Source organism: Streptomyces sp. NPDC055254 (assembly GCF_053606025.1).
This window is the reverse complement of sequence record NZ_JBSGQV010000031.1, coordinates 21,380-41,015: the sequence shown is the minus strand read 5'-3', so window position 1 is coordinate 41,015 and position 19,636 is coordinate 21,380. Positions and strand designations below refer to the sequence as shown.

20 protein-coding genes are annotated in these 19,636 nt (G+C 73.4%); 10 read left to right on the top strand and 10 right to left on the bottom strand.

All coding sequences use genetic code 11. From position 1 onward, the window contains the following. The first annotated feature begins 18 nt into the window (after window positions 1-18). Genes ACWFQ8_RS24735 through ACWFQ8_RS24710 form a run of 6 tightly spaced genes read left to right on the top strand, consistent with a single transcriptional unit; the run spans window position 19 to window position 5,465 of the window. Window positions 19-456 (top strand): cupin domain-containing protein, encoded by a 438-nt coding sequence (locus tag ACWFQ8_RS24735; RefSeq protein ID WP_453788455.1) that lies wholly within the window; start codon window positions 19-21, stop codon window positions 454-456. Further along, the gene (locus ACWFQ8_RS24730) at window positions 453-1,661 is read left to right on the top strand and encodes an NAD(P)/FAD-dependent oxidoreductase (RefSeq protein ID WP_453788454.1); all 1,209 of its coding nucleotides are present in this window, start codon (window positions 453-455) and stop codon (window positions 1,659-1,661) included. The genes ACWFQ8_RS24735 and ACWFQ8_RS24730 overlap by 4 nt, the downstream gene beginning before the upstream one ends. Continuing rightward, window positions 1,648-2,289, top strand: a complete 642-nt coding sequence (gene epsC, locus ACWFQ8_RS24725) for a serine O-acetyltransferase EpsC (protein WP_453788453.1) — start codon at window positions 1,648-1,650, stop codon at window positions 2,287-2,289. Before ACWFQ8_RS24730 ends, epsC begins: the two co-directional genes overlap by 14 nt. Further along, entirely contained in the window at window positions 2,286-3,926 is a 1,641-nt protein-coding gene (locus tag ACWFQ8_RS24720; RefSeq protein ID WP_453788452.1) for a methionine--tRNA ligase, read from the top strand. Before epsC ends, ACWFQ8_RS24720 begins: the two co-directional genes overlap by 4 nt. Then, the gene (locus ACWFQ8_RS24715) at window positions 3,923-5,038 is read left to right on the top strand and encodes a hypothetical protein (protein ID WP_453788451.1); all 1,116 of its coding nucleotides are present in this window, start codon (window positions 3,923-3,925) and stop codon (window positions 5,036-5,038) included. The genes ACWFQ8_RS24720 and ACWFQ8_RS24715 overlap by 4 nt, the downstream gene beginning before the upstream one ends. Beyond that, the gene (locus ACWFQ8_RS24710; RefSeq protein WP_453788450.1) at window positions 4,989-5,465 is read left to right on the top strand and encodes a rhodanese-like domain-containing protein; all 477 of its coding nucleotides are present in this window, start codon (window positions 4,989-4,991) and stop codon (window positions 5,463-5,465) included. The genes ACWFQ8_RS24715 and ACWFQ8_RS24710 overlap by 50 nt, the downstream gene beginning before the upstream one ends. A 68-nt stretch (window positions 5,466-5,533) precedes the next feature. Here ACWFQ8_RS24710 and ACWFQ8_RS24705 read toward each other — a convergent pair whose 3' ends face one another. Beyond that, window positions 5,534-6,517 (bottom strand): helix-turn-helix transcriptional regulator, encoded by a 984-nt coding sequence (locus tag ACWFQ8_RS24705; RefSeq protein WP_453788449.1) that lies wholly within the window; start codon window positions 6,515-6,517, stop codon window positions 5,534-5,536. 396 nt (window positions 6,518-6,913) lie between these two features. On the opposite strand from ACWFQ8_RS24705, the gene ACWFQ8_RS24700 reads away from it, so the two are divergent. Further along, the gene (locus ACWFQ8_RS24700) at window positions 6,914-7,084 is read left to right on the top strand and encodes a hypothetical protein (protein ID WP_453788448.1); all 171 of its coding nucleotides are present in this window, start codon (window positions 6,914-6,916) and stop codon (window positions 7,082-7,084) included. Window positions 7,085-7,217: 133 nt separating this feature from the next. Here ACWFQ8_RS24700 and ACWFQ8_RS24695 read toward each other — a convergent pair whose 3' ends face one another. Further along, complete coding sequence (locus tag ACWFQ8_RS24695) at window positions 7,218-7,802, bottom strand: cyanamide hydratase (protein WP_453788447.1); 585 nt, start codon at window positions 7,800-7,802, stop codon at window positions 7,218-7,220. 88 nt (window positions 7,803-7,890) lie between these two features. Continuing rightward, entirely contained in the window at window positions 7,891-9,228 is a 1,338-nt protein-coding gene (gene codA, locus ACWFQ8_RS24690; RefSeq protein WP_453788446.1) for a cytosine deaminase, read from the bottom strand. Between the two features lie 92 nt (window positions 9,229-9,320). Between codA and ACWFQ8_RS24685 the strand changes: the two genes are divergently transcribed. Together ACWFQ8_RS24685 and ACWFQ8_RS24680 are read left to right on the top strand one after the other, a co-directional pair. Then, entirely contained in the window at window positions 9,321-11,168 is a 1,848-nt protein-coding gene (locus tag ACWFQ8_RS24685) for a prolyl oligopeptidase family serine peptidase (protein ID WP_453788481.1), read from the top strand. A gap of 42 nt (window positions 11,169-11,210) precedes the next feature. Further along, on the top strand, window positions 11,211-12,074 hold the full coding sequence (locus ACWFQ8_RS24680) for an SURF1 family protein (RefSeq protein ID WP_453788445.1): 864 nt from the start codon (window positions 11,211-11,213) through the stop codon (window positions 12,072-12,074). 31 nt (window positions 12,075-12,105) lie between these two features. Here the strand turns inward: ACWFQ8_RS24680 and ACWFQ8_RS24675 are convergent, their stop codons facing one another. From ACWFQ8_RS24675 to ACWFQ8_RS24645, 7 genes are all read right to left on the bottom strand, one after another. Beyond that, window positions 12,106-13,209: a hypothetical protein gene (locus tag ACWFQ8_RS24675; protein WP_453788444.1), complete on the bottom strand. Its 1,104-nt coding sequence runs from the start codon at window positions 13,207-13,209 to the stop codon at window positions 12,106-12,108. Further along, window positions 13,206-13,991, bottom strand: coding sequence for a SigE family RNA polymerase sigma factor (locus ACWFQ8_RS24670; RefSeq protein ID WP_453788443.1), 786 nt, complete (start codon window positions 13,989-13,991; stop codon window positions 13,206-13,208). Before ACWFQ8_RS24670 ends, ACWFQ8_RS24675 begins: the two co-directional genes overlap by 4 nt. A gap of 169 nt (window positions 13,992-14,160) precedes the next feature. Then, window positions 14,161-15,234, bottom strand: coding sequence for an aspartate-semialdehyde dehydrogenase (locus ACWFQ8_RS24665; RefSeq protein WP_453788442.1), 1,074 nt, complete (start codon window positions 15,232-15,234; stop codon window positions 14,161-14,163). Then, window positions 15,231-16,505: an aspartate kinase gene (locus ACWFQ8_RS24660; RefSeq protein ID WP_453788441.1), complete on the bottom strand. Its 1,275-nt coding sequence runs from the start codon at window positions 16,503-16,505 to the stop codon at window positions 15,231-15,233. The genes ACWFQ8_RS24665 and ACWFQ8_RS24660 overlap by 4 nt, the downstream gene beginning before the upstream one ends. 190 nt (window positions 16,506-16,695) lie before the next feature. Further along, entirely contained in the window at window positions 16,696-17,343 is a 648-nt protein-coding gene (locus ACWFQ8_RS24655; protein ID WP_453788440.1) for a DUF5063 domain-containing protein, read from the bottom strand. Further along, a complete protein-coding gene (recR, locus tag ACWFQ8_RS24650) occupies window positions 17,336-17,935 on the bottom strand; it encodes a recombination mediator RecR (RefSeq protein ID WP_453788439.1) in 600 nt (199 codons plus the stop codon). The genes ACWFQ8_RS24655 and recR overlap by 8 nt, the downstream gene beginning before the upstream one ends. An 84-nt stretch (window positions 17,936-18,019) precedes the next feature. After that, window positions 18,020-18,367 (bottom strand): YbaB/EbfC family nucleoid-associated protein, encoded by a 348-nt coding sequence (locus ACWFQ8_RS24645; RefSeq protein ID WP_453788438.1) that lies wholly within the window; start codon window positions 18,365-18,367, stop codon window positions 18,020-18,022. 275 nt (window positions 18,368-18,642) lie between these two features. On the opposite strand from ACWFQ8_RS24645, the gene ACWFQ8_RS24640 reads away from it, so the two are divergent. Then, window positions 18,643-19,392 carry an SLATT domain-containing protein gene (locus ACWFQ8_RS24640; protein WP_453788437.1) on the top strand — a complete coding sequence of 250 codons (750 nt, stop codon included), beginning with the start codon at window positions 18,643-18,645 and terminating at the stop codon, window positions 19,390-19,392. The last annotated feature ends 244 nt before the right edge of the window (window positions 19,393-19,636 follow it).

Here is a 19,636-nt window from a genome sequence, read left to right as displayed (position 1 = left end):
CCCGATTGGACCGTACACATGCACATCTTCACCGCCCACGAGGACGACATGGTTTTCGAGGAGCTCTACAACGTCAGCGGTCGGCGCATCTTCCCCTGGCCCGAGGCCGTGGCCGAACCCAACTGGGGCGGCGCCTGGGTCGACGTGGCGCCCGGTGCCACCTCCACCCTGCACCACCACGACGAGAACGAGATGTTCTTCATCGTCCAGGGCTCCGGACTCATCCGGATCGGCGAGGAGACCACCCGGGTGCGCTCCGGCGAAACGGTCTTCATCACCCCCTTCGAGGACCACGACCTGACCAACGACGGCGACGTGACGCTGCGCTTCATCACCATCTGGTGGGGCGGTGCCGACGCCCTGGCCCGCGACCGCGCCAAGTGGGCGGCCGAGTTCGGCATCGAGGACCCGGGAGCGACCGCGCCGGCCGCGGCGGACTCGGCGGTGCCGGAATGAGCCCCATCGTCCACGCGAACGCCGACGCCGTCGTCGTCGGCGGCGGGGTGATCGGTGCGGCCATCGCGCACCAGCTCGCCCTCGCCGGCCTCGGCCGGATCGTCCTGTGCGACCAGGGCCGGGTCAACGCCCAGGGCGCCACCTCCCGCTCCGGCGGACTGCTGCGGCTGCACCACACGTCGGTCGCCGACATCCGGCTCGCCGCCCGCAGCATGCCCGTCTTCGAGCAGTGGTCGGACGTCATCGGGGGCGACTGCGGCTACCGGCGCACCGGCTTCGTGATGATCGTCGGCGAGAACCACGCCGACGACCTGCGCGACAACGCCGCCCGTGCGGGCGACGCCGCCGGCTACCGCCGCGTCGAGGTCATCGACCCCGCCGAACTGAAGGAGATCTACCCCGGCCTGCGCACCGAGGGCGTGGCGCTCGCCGCGTACGAGCCGGAGGGCGGCTACGCCGACCCGATGATGGCGTCCGCCGCCCTGCTCACGGCCGCCTACCGGCTCGGCGTCTCCCCCTCCGAGGGGATCCGCGCCGTCAAGGTCCTCGAACACGCGGGCACCGTGACCGGCGTGCTCACCTCCATCGGCCGGATCGAGGCGCCGCTGGTCGTGCTGGCCGGCGGGGCCTGGGGCTCCGCCCCGGCCGAGTACCTGGGCATCCACATCCCGGTCACCGCCCGCCGGATCGGCCTGGCCCAGGCAGAGCTGCCCGGCGCCGGCCGGCGCGGCTCCGCCTCCTCCGTCCCGACCTGCATCGACGACACCACCGGCAGCTACTTCCGGCCCGACGGCCTGGACCGCTTCTACTTCGGCGTCCCGAGCAAGCCGGACACCGAACTCGGCCGCGACGTGGAGCCGCTGACCGAGGCCGAACTGGAGTCGGCGATCAAGGCGATCGCCGGGCGCGTCCCGGCGGCGGCCACCGCCCCGCTCGCGGGCACCCGCTCCGGACTCGACGGCTACACCCCGGACAAGCGCCCGGTGGTGGGCGCCGCCGGCCCCGACGGGCTCTACCTGGCCCTCGGCTTCAGCGGCGGCGGCTTCAAGCTGGCCCCCGCCGTCGCCGAACTCGCCGCCAAGGAGATCCTCGAAGGCGGGGCCGTACCCGGCAAGGCGGTCCAGGAACTGCTGGAGCCCTACCGCCCGCAGCGGTTCCTCGCGGGCCGCCCGATCCGCCCGGAGGCCCCCTATGACCACATGTGAGGAAAACCCGGCCGAGAGCGGCGAGAAGCCGCTGTCCCTCCTCGCCAAGCTCCGCGAGGACGTCCAGACGGTCCTGGCCAAGGACCCGGCCGCCCGGTCCCGCGCGGAGGTGCTGCTCTACCCGCACATCCACGCCCTGTGGACCTACCGGATGGCGAACTGGCTCTGGAAGCGCGGCCACCGCGTGAGCGCCCGGGCCCTGTCCCTGCTGGCCCGTGCCGTCTCCGGCATCGAGATCCACCCGGGAGCCACGATCGGCCGCCGCTTCTTCATCGACCACGGCACCGCGGTCGTGATCGGGGAGACGGTGGAGATCGGCGAGGACGTGATGCTCTACCACCAGGTCACGCTCGGCTCGGTCGGCTGGTGGAAGGACCTGCGCCGGCCCTCGGGCTCGCGCCGCCACCCCGCCGTCGGCGACCGCGTGATCATCGGCACCGGAGCCAGCGTGCTCGGCCCGGTCACCGTCGGGTCCGACTGCCGGATCGGCGCGCACTCGATCGTCCTCGACGACCTGCCGGCGCACAGCCGCGTCATCGCGGCCGCCTCCGACGCGCTGCCGCCGCTCGACACGACGCCGCTCGACTCCTCTTCCCTGCGCTTCCCCGAAGGAACCCACGCGTCATGACCTCCTACGTGATCACCAGCGCCCCGCCGAACCCGAACGGCGACCTCCACCTCGGCCACCTGTCCGGCCCGTTCCTCGGCGCGGACGTGCTCGCCCGCCACCTGCGTCAGCGCGGCAACGACGTCCGCTACGTCGGCTACTCCGACGAGCACTCCGCCTACGTACCGCGCCGCGCGGCGGAGATCGGCTCCACCGCCTACCCGACGGCCAAACTGTTCGGCGACCGCATGGAGGAGACCCTCTCCATGGGCGCCATGCACCACGACTGGTTCACCCGCCCGCTGACCGACTCCACCCACACCGAGTTCGTCCAGCGCTTCTTCCTGGAGCTGTGGGAGTCCGGCGCCCTGGAGGTCCAGGAGCTGCCCGTCTTCCGCTGCACCCCCTGCGACCGCTACCTGTACGAGTCCGAGGTACGCGGCGAGTGCCACTTCTGCGCCGAGCCCTCCGACGGCATCTACTGCGAGGCGTGCGGCCTGCCGCAGACCTCGGGCAGCCTCGCGAACCCGAAGTGCACCGCCTGCTGGAACACCCCCGAGACCACGACCCTGCGCCGGATCGTCTTCCCGCTGGAGCGCTGGCGCGAGCGGCTGGAGGCGTACTACGCCGACGCCCAGGCGAAGGCCGAGTGGCGTCCCCGGCTGATCTCCTACCTGGAGGGCCTCTTCGAGCGGGAGCTCCCCGCCACCCCGATCAGCCGCGAGGCGGACTACGGCATCCCGGTCCCGCTGGCCGGGTGGGAGGGACACATCCTCGACACGTGGTTCAGCGGCATCTGGGGCTTCGCGGCGGGCACGGCCCGGCTGGCCGAGGCGAACGGCGACAAGAGCGAATGGGAACGACTGTGGACCGACCCCGAGACGCGCATCGTCAACTTCATCGGGTTCGACTGCTCCTTCTCGCACGCCGTGCTCTGGCCCGCGCTGTTGTTGGCACAGGGTGAGCTGACCCTGCCCTCGCAGGTCGTCATCAACGAGTTCTACCGGCTGGAGGGCGACAAGTTCTCCACCAGCCGCGGCCACGCCATCTGGGGCGGGGAGTTCCTGCGCCGGGTCAACGCCGACGCCCTGCGCTTCCACCTGTGCCTGACCGGGCCGGAGCGCGAGCAGAACAACTTCTCCATGAAGGAGTTCGCCGACACCGTCTCCACCGTGCTGGCCGGCGGCATCGAGCGCTGGACCGACACCGTACTGGACCTGCTGGGCCAGGACTTCGACTCCCTGGTGCCCGCCGCGGCTCCCGCCGGTGAGCTCGTCGCCGAGCGGGCAGCGCTCCCCGGTGAGATCGCCGCCGCGCTCGGCGCCGAGGCCTTCTCCCCGCAGCGGGCGGCGGCCGCCCTGGCCACCACCGTCGACCGGGCCAACGCGGACCTGCGCGAGCTGGGCCTGCTGCGCGCCGCCGGCGCCGGCGAGGCGTACGCCGCCCGGCTGGCCGCGCACCTGGAACTGCTGGCCTCCGTCGCCGTCGCCGCCGCGCCGGTGATGCCGGGCTGGTCCGCCTTCATGGCCGGCCACCTGGGCCTGCCGGTGGACCTGGCCACCCGGATGCCGCACTGGGCGGACGGCGAGGGACGGCTGCTCGCCGAGGGCGCCCGGCTGCCGAGCTCCACGCCGCTGTTCTTCCACGAGCTCTCGTGAGAGCAGCCGGCACGGCCCGGACGCTGGGAGCGGTGCTCGGTCTGGGCGCCCTCGTCCTGCCGGCGGCGCTCGCCCCGGTGGACCCCTGGACGGGGACGGTGCTGGCGGGCGGGCTCGCCTGCTGGTGCCTGCTCGTCGCCGCCTCCGGAGGCACCGCGCGCGCCGGGCCCGTGGCGTTCGTCCGGGACCGGCTGGGCCCCGCGCCCGCCCGTGCGGTGACCGCCCTCTACTTCGGCGGGTTCGCCACCGGACAGGCCGCGGTGGCGTTGGCCGCCGCCGAGTTCGCGCTCGGCCGCCCGGGGTGGGGCGACCGGGTCGGCGGGACCGACGCCGGTGGGGGCAACTCCCTCTTCGGCGACTCCGGTTGGGGTGCGTTCGCGCTGGCGGCCGCCGTCCTGGTCACCGCCGCCGGGCACGCCGCGTACGCCCCGCACCCGCTCTCGCCCGGGGCCCGCCGGCTCCGGCTCGGCGCCGTCCTCGGCCTCGCGGCCGCCTGGTGGCTGCTCGACCGTCCGGCCGCCGCACCGTCCGACTGGGCCCCGGCCCTGCTGGCGGTGCCGCTGCTGTTCGGCTGGGTCGGACTGGAGTCGGCGGTGCCCGCCATGCGCCGTACGGGCGGGGGCCGCGCGGACCCCGGTAGCACCCCGGAGACCGGACCCGACGGCGCGGCTTCTCCGGGGCAGCACCTCGGCGCCACCCTGCTGGGCCTCGCGCTCGCCGCCGGACTGTACGGACTGCTGCTGCGGCCCGTCGCCCGGCTGCCGGCGCCGCACCCGGCGCTGCTCGTCGCCCTCGGCATCGCGTCGGCCGCCGTCTGCTGGACATACTGCCGCACCAACCTGCTCGCTACAGGCGCCCGTTGGGCCGAACTGACCGCAGCCGGCCGGCGCGCCGGAATCCTCGCCGGCGCAGCCGTCGCGCTCACCGCACTCCTCCTCGGCCGGCTCGCCGGCTGGGGCACACCCGTCCTGCTCATCGGCCCCGGTACCGCCACCGCGGCCATCTACCTCTTCATCGCCGTCGCGGCCGTGCGCCGCCCGCACCCCAAGGAGCCCACCCGTCATGACCACCGTCACCGCCCCCTCGAAGGTGCTGCGCGTTCCGCCCGCTGACCCCGCCGAGGCCGCCGCGCACTTCCACCGCCGCTTCACCTTCGAGGCCGACGTCGCCGACGTCCACGCCGACGTCGAGTCCGGCGCGGAGGGGTTCGTCGTCGTCGACAGCCGCAGCGCCGAGGCCTGGGAGCAGGGCCACATCCCCGGGGCCGTGCACCTTCCGACCGACGAGATCGCCACCCGCGCCGCCGAGGCCGTGCCGCCGGGCACGGTCGTGGTCACGTACTGCTGGGGACCCGGCTGCAACGGCGCGACCCGCGCCGCGCACGCCTTCGCCTCCGCCGGCTACCAGGTCAAGGAGATGCTGGGCGGCTTCGAGTACTGGTCCCGCGAGGGGTTCACCGTCGAGGACGCCCACGGTCTGCGCCGGTCCGCCCCGGACCCGCTGACCGCCCCGGTCACCGGTGACAACTGCGGTTGCTGACGGGCGCACCCCGCCCGGAGCGCCGACCGGCGCCGGGATGCCCATCGGTCCTGCCGGTCCGACCGACCTCAGAGCAGGCCGTGTTCGACGGCGCGCTGCCCGAGCTGGAAGCGGCTCTGCGCGTCCAGCTTCTCCATCAGCTCCGAGATCAGCCGCCGTTCGCTGCGCAGGGAGATCCCCAGGCGCCGGGCGGCGGCCTCGTCCGTGTATCCGAGGGCCAGCAGCCGCAGCAGCTCGCGCGGCTGCGAACCCGGGTCGTCCAGTCGGCGGCGGGGCGGAGCCCCGAAGGGGGTGGCCGTCTCCCACACCGCTTCGAACAGGGCGCAGAACGCGGCGACCGCACCCGGTTCCCGCAGCAGCACCGCCCCCTGGGCACTGTCGGTCGGATCGATCGGCATCAGGGCGGATTCCCCGTCCGAGATCACCATCCGCATCGGCAGCGCCGGCACGGTCCGCACCTCGCCGCCGCGCTCGGTGAGCCAGCGCGCGTGTTCGAGGCTGGCGACGTCGTTGCGGATGGAGTCCTGGTAGATCGTGCGGATCTTGACCCCGCGCGCGACGAGGTCCTCGGTGAGCGGCTCACTGGCCGTGAACTGCGACGCCGGCACCGGCCCGCCGGGGTGGAAGGAGATCGACTCGCGGCGGGTACGGGCGCTGAGCACGGCGAGCTTGGCCCGGACCGCGTCCACGCCCTGGAACCGCTCCGCCTCGTGCGCGGGCTGCGCCGGATTGAGCTCGGCGTACCGCGACAGGAGCTGGCTGGCCGCGGCCTGGCTCTCGGCGAGCACCCGGTGCCGCTGGGCGATCTCCGCCTGCTGGTGGGCCAGCAGCGAATCCAGGGCGGCCTTCGGGTTCACCGCCCGCAGCTGCCCGCCGGTGCGCCAGGACGGCGTCAGCAGCGAGAGCTCGGTGAGCTCGGCCAGGTCCTCGCGCACCTCGTCGTCCGGAATCCCCAATTCCGTGGCGACGTCGGTGACCGCGAGATCCGGCCGTCTGAGTATCAGTCGGTAGAGCGCGTCGGAGCGCTCCGTGAGTCCTAGAGAAACCAGCAACAGGAGCCCCCCAGCTCGCGGTTTCGGAGCGGCGAAGGACGGATACCGGCAACGTTGGCGGCGGGATGAGGCACGGACTCGGTCCGGGTCTCGGCGGCGCCACTCCGAGGTCGATCACACACCCCGGATTCTCCTGACCGCGCTCCGCCAGCACAAACACCGTCCATTACGCGGACAGGCCCGTACCGGCCGCGAGCCCGGCGGGTGCGACAGGCACAAAGTACCGCCTCGGGGCCCCTATGGACCCGGCTCTGTGGCATGGATGTGTCAGATCTCTTTGTGCCAGTCGAAATCAGCGACAGGGGCCACCCCGCCTGGACACGATGGCTGCACGCCGGGACGAACGAACCGGCCAAACAGCAGCCGCTCACGCCGATCCGTAAAGGGCATCCCACCATGCGCCGCAAGCTCGTCTCCCTGGTCCTCGTCACCGCCGCCGCCCTCGCCGTCATCGCCACGAACACCGCGGAGCGGACCGGGGATCAGTCCACGAACACCGTCGTCCTGGCGGACCCGGGCTGGTCGGCCCCGAAGCCGCTGGCGCTGATGGACCCGGGCTGGTCCTAGTACGTCGGCTGGGCGGCCGAGCCGCAGTAGGAGGCTGTTGCAGGGCTTGATCCGCGGCGCGGATCAAGCCCTGTCGGCGTTCCGGGCCAGGGCGGCCGGGCCGCGCGCCGGGCGGTGGCACCGATGTGCCGCGTCACGCGTCCAGCGGGTTCGCCGCGATCCGGCCCGCCGCGCCGCCCGCGACGTAGTGTGCCGCCGCGCACGCGGGCTTGCGCCGCGCCTGGTCCTCGACCAGGGCGAGGAAGGACGCCCCGAACCCGGCCCGGGGGTGGTCGGCCAGCAGGCGGGCGATGAACTCCGGATCGAACTCGGCGACCCGCAGCCCCGACACGTCGGCGCTCGTGCCGACCTGGAGGAGGTGGCTCTCGACGTCCTCGGCCGCCGTGACGTCGTCCCGCATGTGCAGCACGATCACATCATGGGCGCGGGCCCGGCGGGCGGCCGTCCAGCCCAGGCCCGCCGTCAGGACGCGCGCCACGTGACCGCCCGCCTCCTCGAAGGGCAGGGTGTGGCTGTCGAACGGCGCCGTCAGACCCAGGTCGTGCAGGAGGGCCGACACGCACAGGAGCTCGGCGTCGTACACCAGCCCGTGATCGGCGGCGTACCGCGCCCCGAAGGCGTAGGAGCGCACGGAGTGGTGGAGCAGCGCCGGGTCCGCGTACTCCGACGCGATGTCGAGGGCGGCCCGGGCGGAGTCGGTGTCCAGTGTCCACGTCATGGGACCCCAGCCTAGTGCGGTCGCCGGGGAGACCGCCGGGCGCGCGACCGGTGGACCGTGCCGGTCCCAGCACCCGTCCCAGCAGCCGTCACAGCACCGGGCTCCGGCCGAAGTCGACGTCGGCCGGGGCCTGCCCCGGCCAGGACAGCCGGGTCGGGGCGGGCGGCGTCTCGGCGAGGACGTTCCCGCGCGAGACGACGTACCGCGGCCGTACCTGGCGGCGGATCGCCTCCTCGGGCGAGGGCGCGGGGAGCAGGACGAAGGAGGCGGGCGCGCCCTCGGCGATGCCGTACTCCGCACCGCTCAGGCCGAGCACCCGGGCCGCGCGGTCCGTCACCATCGAGAACGCGGTGGGAATCTCGGCGGCCCCGGTGAGCTGGGCCGCGTACAGCCCGACCAGGGCGGTCTGGAGCGGGTTGCCGGTGCCCAGCGCGTTCCAGGGGTCCATCACGTCGTCGTGCCCGAAGGCCACGTTCACGCCGGCCGCCAGCATCTCCTTGACCTGGGTGAGCCCGCGCCGCTTGGGATAGGCGTCGAAGCGGCCCTGCAGGTTGAGGTTGGCGAAGGGGTTGGAAACCAGATTGATCCCCGAACGGGCCAGCAGGCGCTGGAGTTTGTAGCTGTACGCGCCGTTGTAGGAGCCCATGGCCGTGGTGTGCGAGGCCGTCGCCCGCCCACGGAGCCCCGACCGCAGCGCGAGGGCCGCCAGCACCTCCACGAAGCGGGACTGCTCGTCGTCGATCTCGTCGCAGTGCGCGTCCACGCGCAGCCCGTACTCCTCGGCCACCGCGAAAGCGGTGTGGAGCGACGCGACCCCGTCCTCGCGGGTGTCCTCGAAGTGCGGGATGGCGCCCACGACGTCGGCGCCCCGGGCCACCGCCGCGCGCAGCAGCGCCTCGCCGTCCGGGTAGGAGACGATGCCCTCCTGCGGAAAGGCCACGATCTGCAGGGTCATGACGTCGCGCACCCGGTCGCGCACCTCCAGCAGCGCGTCGAGCGCGGTGAGGGACGGATCGGTGACGTCGCAGTGGGTGCGCACGTGCAGCACACCCTGCGCCGCCTGCCAGCGCAGCACCTCGGTGGCCCGCGCGACCACGTCCTCGCGGGTCAGCGTCGCCTTGCGGTCGCTCCAGCAGGCGATGCCCTCCCACAGCGTGCCGGAGGCGTTCGGCCTCGGCTCACCGGCGGTCAGGGCCGTGTCGAGATGGATGTGCGGCTCGACGAACGGGGCGGTGAGCAGGCTGCCGTGGGCCTCGATGATCACACCGGTGGCCGGCGGTTCCTTCTGGTCGTCGTGCGCGAGGACCCGCGCGATCCGTCCGTCCTCGCCCACCTCGACGTCGGACAGGCCGTCGCGGGCGACGGGCTGCTTCCGGTCGGTCTCCTGGTCGGTCCACAGCCGGGCGCCCCGGACGATCATCCGCATGCCGCCAGCGTACGCACGCGGCCCGCGGCTTCCGGGGAGGCCGCGGGCCGTTGACCGGAGCGATCGGCATCCCGGTGCCCCGTCCGGCAAGAATGGGGGGCATGACGAGCGACAGCGATGTGACCACCGGCGAGACGCCCGAATCCCCTGTGACGCCCCCCGCCGTGCCCGATTGGGAGAAGAGGTTCCGGGCGCCGCGCGTCGGTCTGCCCGAGTGGGCGCAGGACGCCCCGGACCGCTCGATCTTCGTGTCCAACGCGACCGGCACCTTCGAGGTCTACGCCTGGGACCGCGCCACCGGCGCGCAGCGGCAGGCCACCGACCGCCCCAGCGGCACCACCGACTGCGCCCTCTCCCCGGACGGCGAGTGGATCTGGTGGTTCTCCGACACCGACGGCGACGAGTTCGGCACCTGGGTCCGCCAGCCCTTCGCGGGCGGCCCCGACGAGCCGGCCGCCCCCGGCCTGGAGCCCGGCTACCCCGCCGGACTCGCCATCGGCCGCGACGGGACGGCCGTCATCGGGCGCTCCACCGACGAGGACGGCTCCACCCTCCACGTGGTCCGCGCGGACGGCACCGCGCCGACCGTGGTCTACCGCCACCGCGAGTCCGCGGGCGTCGGCGACCTGTCCCGGGACGGGACGCTGATCGCCGTCGAGCACACCGAGCACGGCGACGCCATGCACTCCTCCCTGCGCGTGCTCACCCTCGACGGCGCCACCGTCGCCGAGCTGGACGACACCCGCGGCGGCACCGAGGAGCTGGGCCTCGCGGTGCTCGGCTTCGCCCCGGTCGCGGGCGACACCCGGCTGCTGGTGGGCCACCAGCGGCGCGGCCGCTGGGAGCCGATCGTGTGGGACGTGGCCACCGGGGCGCAGGAGGAGCTCGCGATCGACCTGCCCGGCGAGGTCCACGCCGAGTGGTACCCGGACGGCAGCGCGCTGCTGGTCTCCCACACCTTCGAGGCGCGCGGCGAGCTGTGGCGCTACGACCTGGCCGCCCGGGAGCTCGTACGCCTGGACACGCCGCCGGGGTCGGTGGTGGAGGCGACGCCGCGGCCCGACGGGACGGTGGAGTACACCTGGTCCTCGGCCGCCGAGCCGCAGACCGTACGGTCCACCGCGGGCGGGATCGTCCTGGACCCGCCCGGCGCCAAGGCCCCCGGCTCGGTACCGGTGGAGGACGTGTGGGTGGAGGGCCCGGGCGGACGCGTGCACGCGCTCGCGCAGCGCCCCGCGGGCCACGGTGACGGCCCCTTCCCGACGATCTTCGAGATCCACGGCGGTCCCGCCTGGCACGACAGCGACACCTTCGCGGCGACCCCCGCGGCCTGGCTGGACCACGGCTTCGCGGTCGTCCGGGTCAACTACCGGGGCTCGACCGGGTACGGCCGCGCGTGGACGGACGCGCTCAAGCACCGGATCGGCCTGATCGAGCTGGAGGACATCGCGGCCGTCCGCGACTGGGCGGTCTCCAGCGGCCTCGCCGACCCCGCGCGGCTGGTGCTGTCGGGCTCCTCCTGGGGCGGCTACCTGACCCTGCTGGGCCTGGGCACGCAGCCCGAGGCCTGGGCCGTGGGGCTGGCCTCCGTACCGGTCGCGGACTACGTGGCCTCGTACGAGGACGAGATGGAGGCGCTCAAGGCCCTGGACCGCACCCTCTTCGGCGGCACGCCGCAGGAGGTCCCGGAGCTGTGGGCGGCGTCCTCGCCGCTGACCTACGTGGACCGGGTGGTGGCGCCCGTCCACATCGCGGCGGGCGTCAACGACCCGCGCTGCCCCCTCCGTCAGATCGACAACTACGTCGACCGGCTGGCGGCGCGCGGGGCGGTCCACGAGGTCTACCGCTACGACGCCGGACACGGCTCGCTGGTGGTGGAGGAGCGCATCAAGCAGATCCGGATGGACCTGGAGTTCGCCCTCAAGCACCTTCCGCGCTGACCCGGGACACACGGACCGGTGCACCCCCCGTACCGTGGTGGGGTGCACCGGTTTCTCCTGACCCCGCGCTGGTGGGGGATCAACGTCTTCGTCGCGCTCGCCGTCCCCTTCTGCCTGTTCATGGGGTCCTGGCAGCTCGGCCGCTTCGAGGACCGCGTCGACAGCCACAAGGAGGCGAACTCCGCGCGCCCGGCCGATCGGGCCGCGGTGCCGCTGGACTCCCTCCTCCCGGTGGACAAGAAGACCTCCGGGCGGCTCGCCTCCGCCTCCGGCGAGTACGGCGAACAGCTTCTGGTGCCCGAGCGGCGCCTGGGCGGCGAGTCCGGCTTCTACGTGCTGACCCTGCTGAGGACCGACTCCGGCAAGGCCGTCCCGGTGGTCCGGGGCTGGCTGCCGGGCCCGGCCGATGCGGCGAGGGCGCCGGCCGCACCGACCGGCCGGGTCGAGGTCACCGGGGCCCTGCAGGCGTCGGAGAACTCCGGTACCAAGGGAGTGCACGCGGTGGGCGGCCTGCCGGCCGGGCAGCTCGGGGTGATCGGGGCGGCCTCGCTCGTCAACATCGTCCCGTACGACCTGTACGACGCCTGGCTGACCGTGCAGACGCCGTCCGACGGGATGGTGCCGGTGCCCGCCCGGGCCCCGAACAACACCGGCCTCGACCTCAAGGCCTTCCAGAACCTCGGCTACACCGGCGAATGGTTCGTCTTCGTCGCCTTCGTGCTGTTCATGTGGTTCCGGCTCTACCGGCGCGAGGTGGAGACCCTGCGCGACACGGAGGCGGGCCTGCTCCCGGAGCCGACCGGACCTGCCGGACCTGCCGGACCTGCCGGACTTTCCGGGTCGGACGGAGCCGCCGCGTCGGACGGTCCCGCCGCGTCCACCGGGTCCGCCGCCACCCGGGCCTGACCGCGGGCCCCCGCGAGGGCGCCCCGCCGCGTCACGACTCGGGGGCGTCCAGCGCAATGGTGCCCGTCCGGTAGACCGTCCCGCCGCAGGCCGCGGGAATCGTCGTCCGGGTCGTCGGCGCGCCCGTCCCAGGGGTGTGCGACACCGCCACCCCGGCCGGTTCCGGGGGCGTACCGGACACCGGCGGTTCGGCCGCCCGCCCCGCGTCCCCGTCCGACCCCGACGGGGTGCCCGACGCGCCGTCCACCGGCTTCGAGCCCGTCCCGCCGCCGCTCGTCGTCTCCGCCGGGCACGGCTGCCCCGAGGGCACCCACGCGAAGCGCACCTCGTACGCCGTGTGGGGCGGGAGCACCAGCACCGGCACCGCCGCCGAGGGGTCGGGCAGCAGCCCGCTCGCCGGACCGCCCGCCGTGTGGCCGACGACGGGGACGGCGGAACCCGGGCCGGACGTGGCGGCCGACGCCGCGGCCGCCGTCACGGTGTCCGGTCCGGAGACCGTACAGCCGCGCGCCGAGACGTTCGTGACCTTGAAGCTGCCGTAGACCTTGCCGTCCGCCCGCGGTGCGCGGGCCGAGGCCACCACCCCCAGCTGGTCGGCGCCGCACCCCGGCACGCCCGGCACCGACACCGGCGGCAGCGGACCCGGCCCCGCGACCGAGCCGGAGGGGCCGGCCGTGCTGCCGGCGCCGGACGGCCCGGCCGTCGTACCGCCGGCCGGGGCGGAGCTGCTCACCGCCGGGTCGGGCTGCCCGGTGGTGCCGCCGGCGTCGGGCGCAGCGGACCGGGTGGACCTGGGCCGGACCCCGTGGCCGTTCTGGTGCGGGTCGGAGGGGTCCGCGCCCGGACCGGCGCCGGGCTCGCCGTGCCCGGCCATGGCCGGCCGGTCGGTGGCGGTTCCCTCGGAGCCCATCAGGTTCATGTGCACGGCCGCCGGGATCGCCGTACCGGCGAGCAGCGCGACCGCCGCGGCGCCCACGAAGGCCTGCCGCCTGCGGGTCCGCCGCACCGGGACCGCGTACCGCAGCCGCTCCAGGGCGCCGTCAGCGGGCCGGATGCCCTCGACGGCACCGCGCAGCATGCCCCGCAGCGCTTCCTCGTCGCTCGCCCCGCCCCGCGGAGTGTGGTCGTCCATCATGACTGCGCAGCCTCCATCGCCACCCGCAGCGCGGCAATACCCCGCGATCCGTACGCCTTCACCGAGCCGAGCGATATGCCGAGCGTCTCGGCGACCTGGGCCTCCGTCATGTCCGCGAAGTAGCGCAGGACGAGCACCTCGCGCTGGCGGCGCTGGAGTCCGCGCATCGCCTTGATCAGGTCGTCCCGCTCCAACTGGTCGTACGCGCCCTCTTCGGCGCTCGCCATGTCCGGCATCGGCTTCGACAGCAGCTTGAGGCCGAGGATGCGCCGTCGCAGCGCGGACCGCGAGAGGTTCACGACGGTCTGCCGCAGGTACGCCAGCGTCTTGTCGCGGTCTCGGACCCGGCTCCGGGCCGAGTGCACGCGGATGAACGCCTCCTGGACGACGTCCTCGCAGGACGCGGTGTCGTCGAGGAGCAGGGCGGCCAGCCCCAGCAGCGAGCGGTAGTGGGCCTGGTAGGTCTCGGTGAGGTGGTCGACGGTGGTACCGGCCACCACTTCGGGTACCACCTCGGGTACCACTTCGGGCATCGACTCGGCCGCCGACTCGGCCGCCACGCCGCCGCTGCCGCCGCCGCCCGCCTCAGCGCTGTCGCGCGGCGCGGGCACGCGCCCGCTCCGGCTCGGCAGGGCAGCCCGTACGGGGACCTCGGAGGGCCCGGCCGGAGGGACGGGCACGATCACGTGAAGACCGCCGCCGGGCGGGCGGGAGATCCGGCGCGACGCAACGATCCCGGTGCGCGCCGGTAGGACGGCGATGTCGAGCAGTGCCTCTGCCACGCCTGTAGGACACGCGTCCCCCCGTCAGGGTTGTACGCGCGCGGCAACCTCACCTGCGAAATCCCCATTGCCCTCATGCGTACCCGCTCTTCCCGATTGCCCCGTCCATCGAGACGGCGGTCGGGCCATCACCTTGATCAAGGGATCCGTACTGATCCTACAAAGCGATTTACGCAAATTCATCTGCGATCAGCTCCGCGATCTGAGTGGCATTCAGGGCCGCACCCTTGCGGAGATTGTCGGCGCACACGAAGAACTCCAGGGCGTGCCCGTCGTCGAGCGAGGACCGGACCCGTCCCACCCAGGCCGGATCCGTACCCGCGGCGTCCACCGGGGTGGGGAACTCCCCCGCCGCCGGGTCGTCGACGAGCACCACGCCGGGCGCCGCGTCCAGGATCTCCCGGGCGTGCGCGGCGTCCACCGCGTTCTCGAACCGGGCCCGCACGGTCAGCGAATGCCCGGTCACCACCGGGACCTGCACGCAGGTCACCGCGACCGGCAGCCGCTCCAGCTGCAGGATCCGACGGGTCTCCGCCCGTACGGCCAGCTCGTGCGAGGACCAGCCGCCGTCGCGCAACTCGCCGGACCACGGCACGACATTGAGCGCGAGCGGGGCCGCGAAGGGGCCGGTGTCCTCGCCCACGGCCCGGCGCACGTCGCCGGGCTGCTCCCCCAGGGCGGTCCCGGCGACCAGGGACAGCTGGCGGCGCAGCGCGTCCGAACCGGCCCGGCCCGCGGCGCCGGCGGCCTGGTACGAGGAGACGGCCAGCTCGGCCAGCGCGTACTCGGCGTGCAGCGCGCCCAGGGCCGCGATCATCGCGGCGGTCACGCAGTCCGGGCCCGCGACGATCCCGCGCGGCCGGACCCGTACGGCGTGGCCGTTGACCTCGGGCACCACCAGCGGCACCTCGGGGTCCTCCCGGAAGGCGGCCGACTGGTCCACGACGACGGCGCCGCGCGCGGTGACGGCGGGAGCCCACCGGGCCGAGACGTGGGCAGGAGTGAGGAAGAGGGCGATGTCCCCCGGACCGAGGCCGTCGAAGGCGTCCTCGGTCAGGGCGATCACCTCGGTCTCCTCCGCGCGGACGACCAGCACGCGGCCGGCCGAGCGCGTGGAGGCGATCAGGCGTATCTCGCCCCAGACGTCCTTGCGCTGGGACAGGATCTGGAGCAGGACGGTACCGACCGCTCCGGTCGCCCCGACCACGGCGAGCGCCGGGCCGGAGGACCGGGGCGCGGTCATCGTCCGGTGCCTCCGTAGACGACGGCCTCGTCGCTGTCGGAGTCGAGGCCGAAGGCCGTGTGCACGGCGCGGACGGCCTCGTTGACGTCGTCCTGGCGGGTCACTACCGAGATGCGGATCTCGGAGGTGGAGATCAGCTCGATGTTGACGCCCGCGTCGGACAGCGCCTGGAAGAAGGAGGCGGTGACGCCCGGGTTGGTCTTCATACCCGCGCCGACCAGGGAGATCTTGCCGATCTGGTCGTCGTAGCGCAGGGACTCGAAGCCGATCGTGCCCTTCGCCTTCTCCAGGGCGTCGATGGCCTTGTGGCCCTCGGCCTTGGGGAGCGTGAAGGAGATGTCGGTGAGGCCCGTCGAGGCCGCGGAGACGTTCTGCACGATCATGTCGATGTTGACCTCGGCGTCCGCGATGGCGCGGAAGATCGCCGCGGCCTCGCCCGGCTTGTCCGGAACGCCGACGACCGTGATCTTGGCTTCGGAGACGTCGTGAGCGACTCCGGAGATGATGGCGTGCTCCACCTGCTCGTCCCCTTGCGGATTCTCGTTGCTGACCCACGTGCCCGGCAGTCCCGAGAAGGACGAGCGGACGTGGATCGGGATGTTGTATCGGCGTGCGTACTCGACACAGCGGTGCAGCAGCACCTTGGAACCGGAGGCGGCGAGCTCCAGCATGTCCTCGGAGGAGATCCAGTCGAGCTTCCGGGCCTTCTTCACCACGCGCGGGTCGGCGGTGAACACGCCGTCCACGTCGGTGTAGATCTCGCAGACCTCGGCGTCCAGCGCCGCGGCGAGCGCGACGGCGGTGGTGTCCGAGCCGCCCCGGCCGAGGGTGGTGATGTCCTTGGAGTCCGCGGACACGCCCTGGAAGCCGGCGACGATGGCGATGTTGCCCTCGTCCAGCGCGGTGCGGATACGGCCCGGCGTGACATCGATGATGCGCGCTTTGTTGTGGACCGAGTCGGTGATCACACCGGCCTGGCTGCCGGTGAACGACTGGGCCTCGTGGCCCAGGTTTTTGATCGCCATGGCCAGCAGGGCCATGGAGATCCGCTCTCCGGCGGTCAGCAGCATGTCGAATTCGCGCCCGGCAGGCATCGGCGACACCTGCTCGGCGAGATCGATCAGCTCGTCCGTCGTGTCGCCCATCGCGGAAACCACGACGACCACCTGGTGGCCGTTCTTCTTGGCGTCCACGATCCGCTTGGCGACACGCTTGATGCCTTCGGCATCGGCTACGGAGGAACCTCCGTACTTCTGCACGACAAGGCCCACGTGCGCTCCTCGCTCAATCCGTCTCATTGCTGGTGCAGTGTAACGAGCAGCCGCGATCCGACCGCTTCGTACCACATCATGAGACGAAACGATCAACGAATGGGTTCCCTCGCGGAGCTGCCGTTCTACCGTGCGGACCGCGCCTTCGGACCGCCCCTGACCGTGCCCTCGGCCGCGCCCACCGACCGGCTCACGGCCGCCCGAGGCGGCCGAGCTCCTCGGCCATCACCTGTCCGGCCTGCTCGGCGAGCTCGTCCTCGGCCAGGTCCTCGTCCGTGTCCAGACCGTCCAGGGCCGCCAGCGGCTGGTCCAGGCGCACGTGGGCCACCAGGGACTGGAGGGCGCGCAGGGTGGCCGAGGCCGTCGTCCCCCAGTTCGTGAAGTACGAGAACTGCCACCACCACAGCGCCTCGGTGGTCCGGCCGGACCGGTAGTGGGCGAGCCCGTGCCGCAGGTCCGCCACCACGTCGGCCACGTCGTCGGAGATGCGGTGCGCGACCGGGGCCTTGCGCGGCTCGTAGGGGTCGAAGACCTCCGAGTACACGTCGACCGGCTCCAGCATCAGCGCGAACCGCTCGCGCAGGTCGTCCACGTCCGGCTCCGGGCCGAGGTCCGGCTCGTAGCGCTCGTCGGGCAGGACGTCCTGGTACGCGCCCAGCCGGCCCCCCGCCAGCAGCAGCTGCGACACCTCCAGGAGGAGGAAGGGCACCGCGCTGTCCGGGTCCTCCCCCTTGGCCACCTCGGTGACCGCGACGATGAAGGACTCGATCTGGTCCGCGATCTGGACGGCGAAGTCGTCCGGGTCCTGGCCCAAGGCGTGCAGCGTTGCGTCAGACATCGAGAAGTCGCCTTCCTTCAAAGGCCCGCCCGAGCGTGACCTCGTCCGCGTACTCCAGATCTCCCCCGACGGGGAGCCCGCTGGCCAGGCGGGTGACCTTGAGGCCCATGGGCTTGATCATGCGGGCGAGGTACGTGGCGGTCGCCTCGCCCTCCAGGTTCGGGTCGGTGGCGAGGATCAGCTCGGTCACCTCGCCGTCCGCCAGGCGCGTCAGCAGCTCGCGGATGCGCAGGTCGTCCGGCCCGACGCCCTCGATCGGGCTGATGGCGCCGCCGAGGACGTGGTACTTGCCCCGGAACTCACGCGTCCGCTCGATCGCGACGACGTCCTTGGGCTCCTCGACGACACAGATGACCGTGGTGTCGCGGCGCGGGTCGCGGCAGATCCCGCACCGCTCCTCCTGCGCCACGTTCCCGCACACCGCGCAGAACCGGACCTTGTCCTTGACCTCCAGCAGCGTGTGCGCGAGGCGGCGGACGTCGGTGGGCTCGGCCTGCAGGATGTGGAAGGCGATCCGCTGCGCGCTCTTGGGCCCGACGCCGGGCAGCCTGCCCAGTTCGTCGATCAGGTCCTGGACCACGCCTTCGTACAACGGACTGCCTTCTTTCGGTTGCGGATCACCACGGGTACTGCGGGGCACTGCGGGTCCTGCGGGTCTTGCGGGGTCCTGCGGGTCCTAGAACGGCAGGCCGGGGATGCCGGTGCCGCCACCGCCCAGGCCCTGGGCCAGGGGGCCCAGCTTCTGCTGCTGGAGCGCCTGGGCATTCTCGTTGGCCGCCTGGACCGCCGCCACCACCAGGTCGGCGAGGGTCTCGGTGTCCTCCGGGTCCACGGCCTTCGGGTCGATCATCAGCGCGAGCAGTTCACCGGAGCCGGTCACGGTCGCCTTGACCAGACCGCCCCCGGCCTGGCCCTCGACCTCGGTGCGCGCGAGCTCGTCCTGAGCAGCCGCGAGATCCTGCTGCATCTTCTGGGCCTGCTGGAGCAGCTGCTGCATGTTGGGCTGGCCACCACCGGGAATCACTGGGCACTCACTCCATAAGTCGAGCCGTACGTCGGACCTCGCGGTCCTCTTGGTCAATCCGAGCCTACGTGCTCCCCGGGCGCGGCGCCCTACGCCGTGAGGACCAACTCTTTCGAGTGAGAGTCGAGCCGTACGCGTACCTGATGGAGACCTGCTTGCGGGCGGAAATCTCGGGATTCGTTGTCCATTACCCGTCATTCGAAGGTAGGAAGAGCATGCGCACCATTGCGCACACGCGCACCACCACACGTCAGCGCAGGCAGAGGGAGTGCCGGGTGAGCCAGCCGGAGATGCAGCCCGAGGGGCCACCCCGGGATCCCCGGGAGGGGGAGGGCAGCGGGCCGACGGCACCGGGCGATCTGACCGGCCGGCCGTTCCCCCTCGGGGACTGGGGCGAGCCCGCCGAGCGGCTCGACGAGCTGTACCGGCGCGTCGAGTCCGATGCCCTGCGCACCGCCGAGTGGTATCTGTCCGACCGGGCCCACAAGCGGCGGGGGGCGCGCGTCCTGCGGATCTGCGCGGCCGTGGGCGCCGTCGCGGGCGCCGCGATGCCGCTCCTGGAGCTGACGGGCTCGGTGCCGGGGGCTTCGGCGTACGGGTACCTGGCACTGATGCTGGGCGCCGCCGCGCTGGCCTGCGACCGGTTCTTCGGCCTGACGTCCGGCTGGATGCGGAACGTGGCGACGGCGCAGGCGGTGCAGCGACGGCTCCAGACGCTCCAGTTCGACTGGGCGTCGGAGAACGTACGGGAGGTGCTCGGGCCCACCGAGGGCACGGCCAGTGAGGCCGCCGAGCGCTGCCTGACCGTGCTGCGGCGCTTCTCCGAGGACATCACGGAGCTGGTGCGCTCCGAGACGACGGACTGGATGGTGGAGTTCCGCTCCGGGCCCGCCCCGCTGGTCATGCAGTCGCTGGGCGGCCCCTCCCCGCGCGGCGACACGGGCATCCCCCCGGCCCGCTTCCCCCTCCCCCCGGGCACCCGCCCGAACATGCCCCGCCAGCGCCCCCCGGAACAACCCCGCTGACCACCCCGCCCCACCACCCCCTCCAGCCCCGCCGACGCGGGCACGGAGCCCGGGTCGCAGCCCGTCCCTTCCCCCCTCCCCGCCGCGCGAGGCCCGGGGCCCGGGGCAGAGCCCGTCCCTTCCCCCCCGACGCGCGAGGCCCCCGGGGCCCGGGGCCGAGCCCCGTCTTCCAGCCCCGCCGGCGCTTGAGGCGCGGGCGCGGAGCGCCGTAGGGGGTCCGGGGCGCAGCCCCGGGAAACGGAGA

Bases quoted from the DNA above. Each gene is read 5' to 3' on its own strand.
- epsC (WP_453788453.1), top strand. From the start codon at position 1,648: ATGACCACATGTGAGGAAAACCCGGCCGAGAGCGGCGAGAAGCCGCTG.
- ACWFQ8_RS24700 (WP_453788448.1), top strand. From the start codon at position 6,914: ATGCGCCGCAAGCTCGTCTCCCTGGTCCTCGTCACCGCCGCCGCCCTC.
- ACWFQ8_RS24665 (WP_453788442.1), bottom strand. From the start codon at position 15,234: ATGACCGCGCCCCGGTCCTCCGGCCCGGCGCTCGCCGTGGTCGGGGCG.
- ACWFQ8_RS24695 (WP_453788447.1), bottom strand. From the start codon at position 7,802: ATGACGTGGACACTGGACACCGACTCCGCCCGGGCCGCCCTCGACATC.
- ACWFQ8_RS24720 (WP_453788452.1), top strand. From the start codon at position 2,286: ATGACCTCCTACGTGATCACCAGCGCCCCGCCGAACCCGAACGGCGAC.
- ACWFQ8_RS24675 (WP_453788444.1), bottom strand. From the start codon at position 13,209: ATGATGGACGACCACACTCCGCGGGGCGGGGCGAGCGACGAGGAAGCG.
- ACWFQ8_RS24655 (WP_453788440.1), bottom strand. From the start codon at position 17,343: ATGTCTGACGCAACGCTGCACGCCTTGGGCCAGGACCCGGACGACTTC.
- ACWFQ8_RS24685 (WP_453788481.1), top strand. From the start codon at position 9,321: ATGGGGGGCATGACGAGCGACAGCGATGTGACCACCGGCGAGACGCCC.
- codA (WP_453788446.1), bottom strand. From the start codon at position 9,228: ATGCGGATGATCGTCCGGGGCGCCCGGCTGTGGACCGACCAGGAGACC.
- ACWFQ8_RS24735 (WP_453788455.1), top strand. From the start codon at position 19: ATGCACATCTTCACCGCCCACGAGGACGACATGGTTTTCGAGGAGCTC.
- ACWFQ8_RS24730 (WP_453788454.1), top strand. From the start codon at position 453: ATGAGCCCCATCGTCCACGCGAACGCCGACGCCGTCGTCGTCGGCGGC.
- ACWFQ8_RS24710 (WP_453788450.1), top strand. From the start codon at position 4,989: ATGACCACCGTCACCGCCCCCTCGAAGGTGCTGCGCGTTCCGCCCGCT.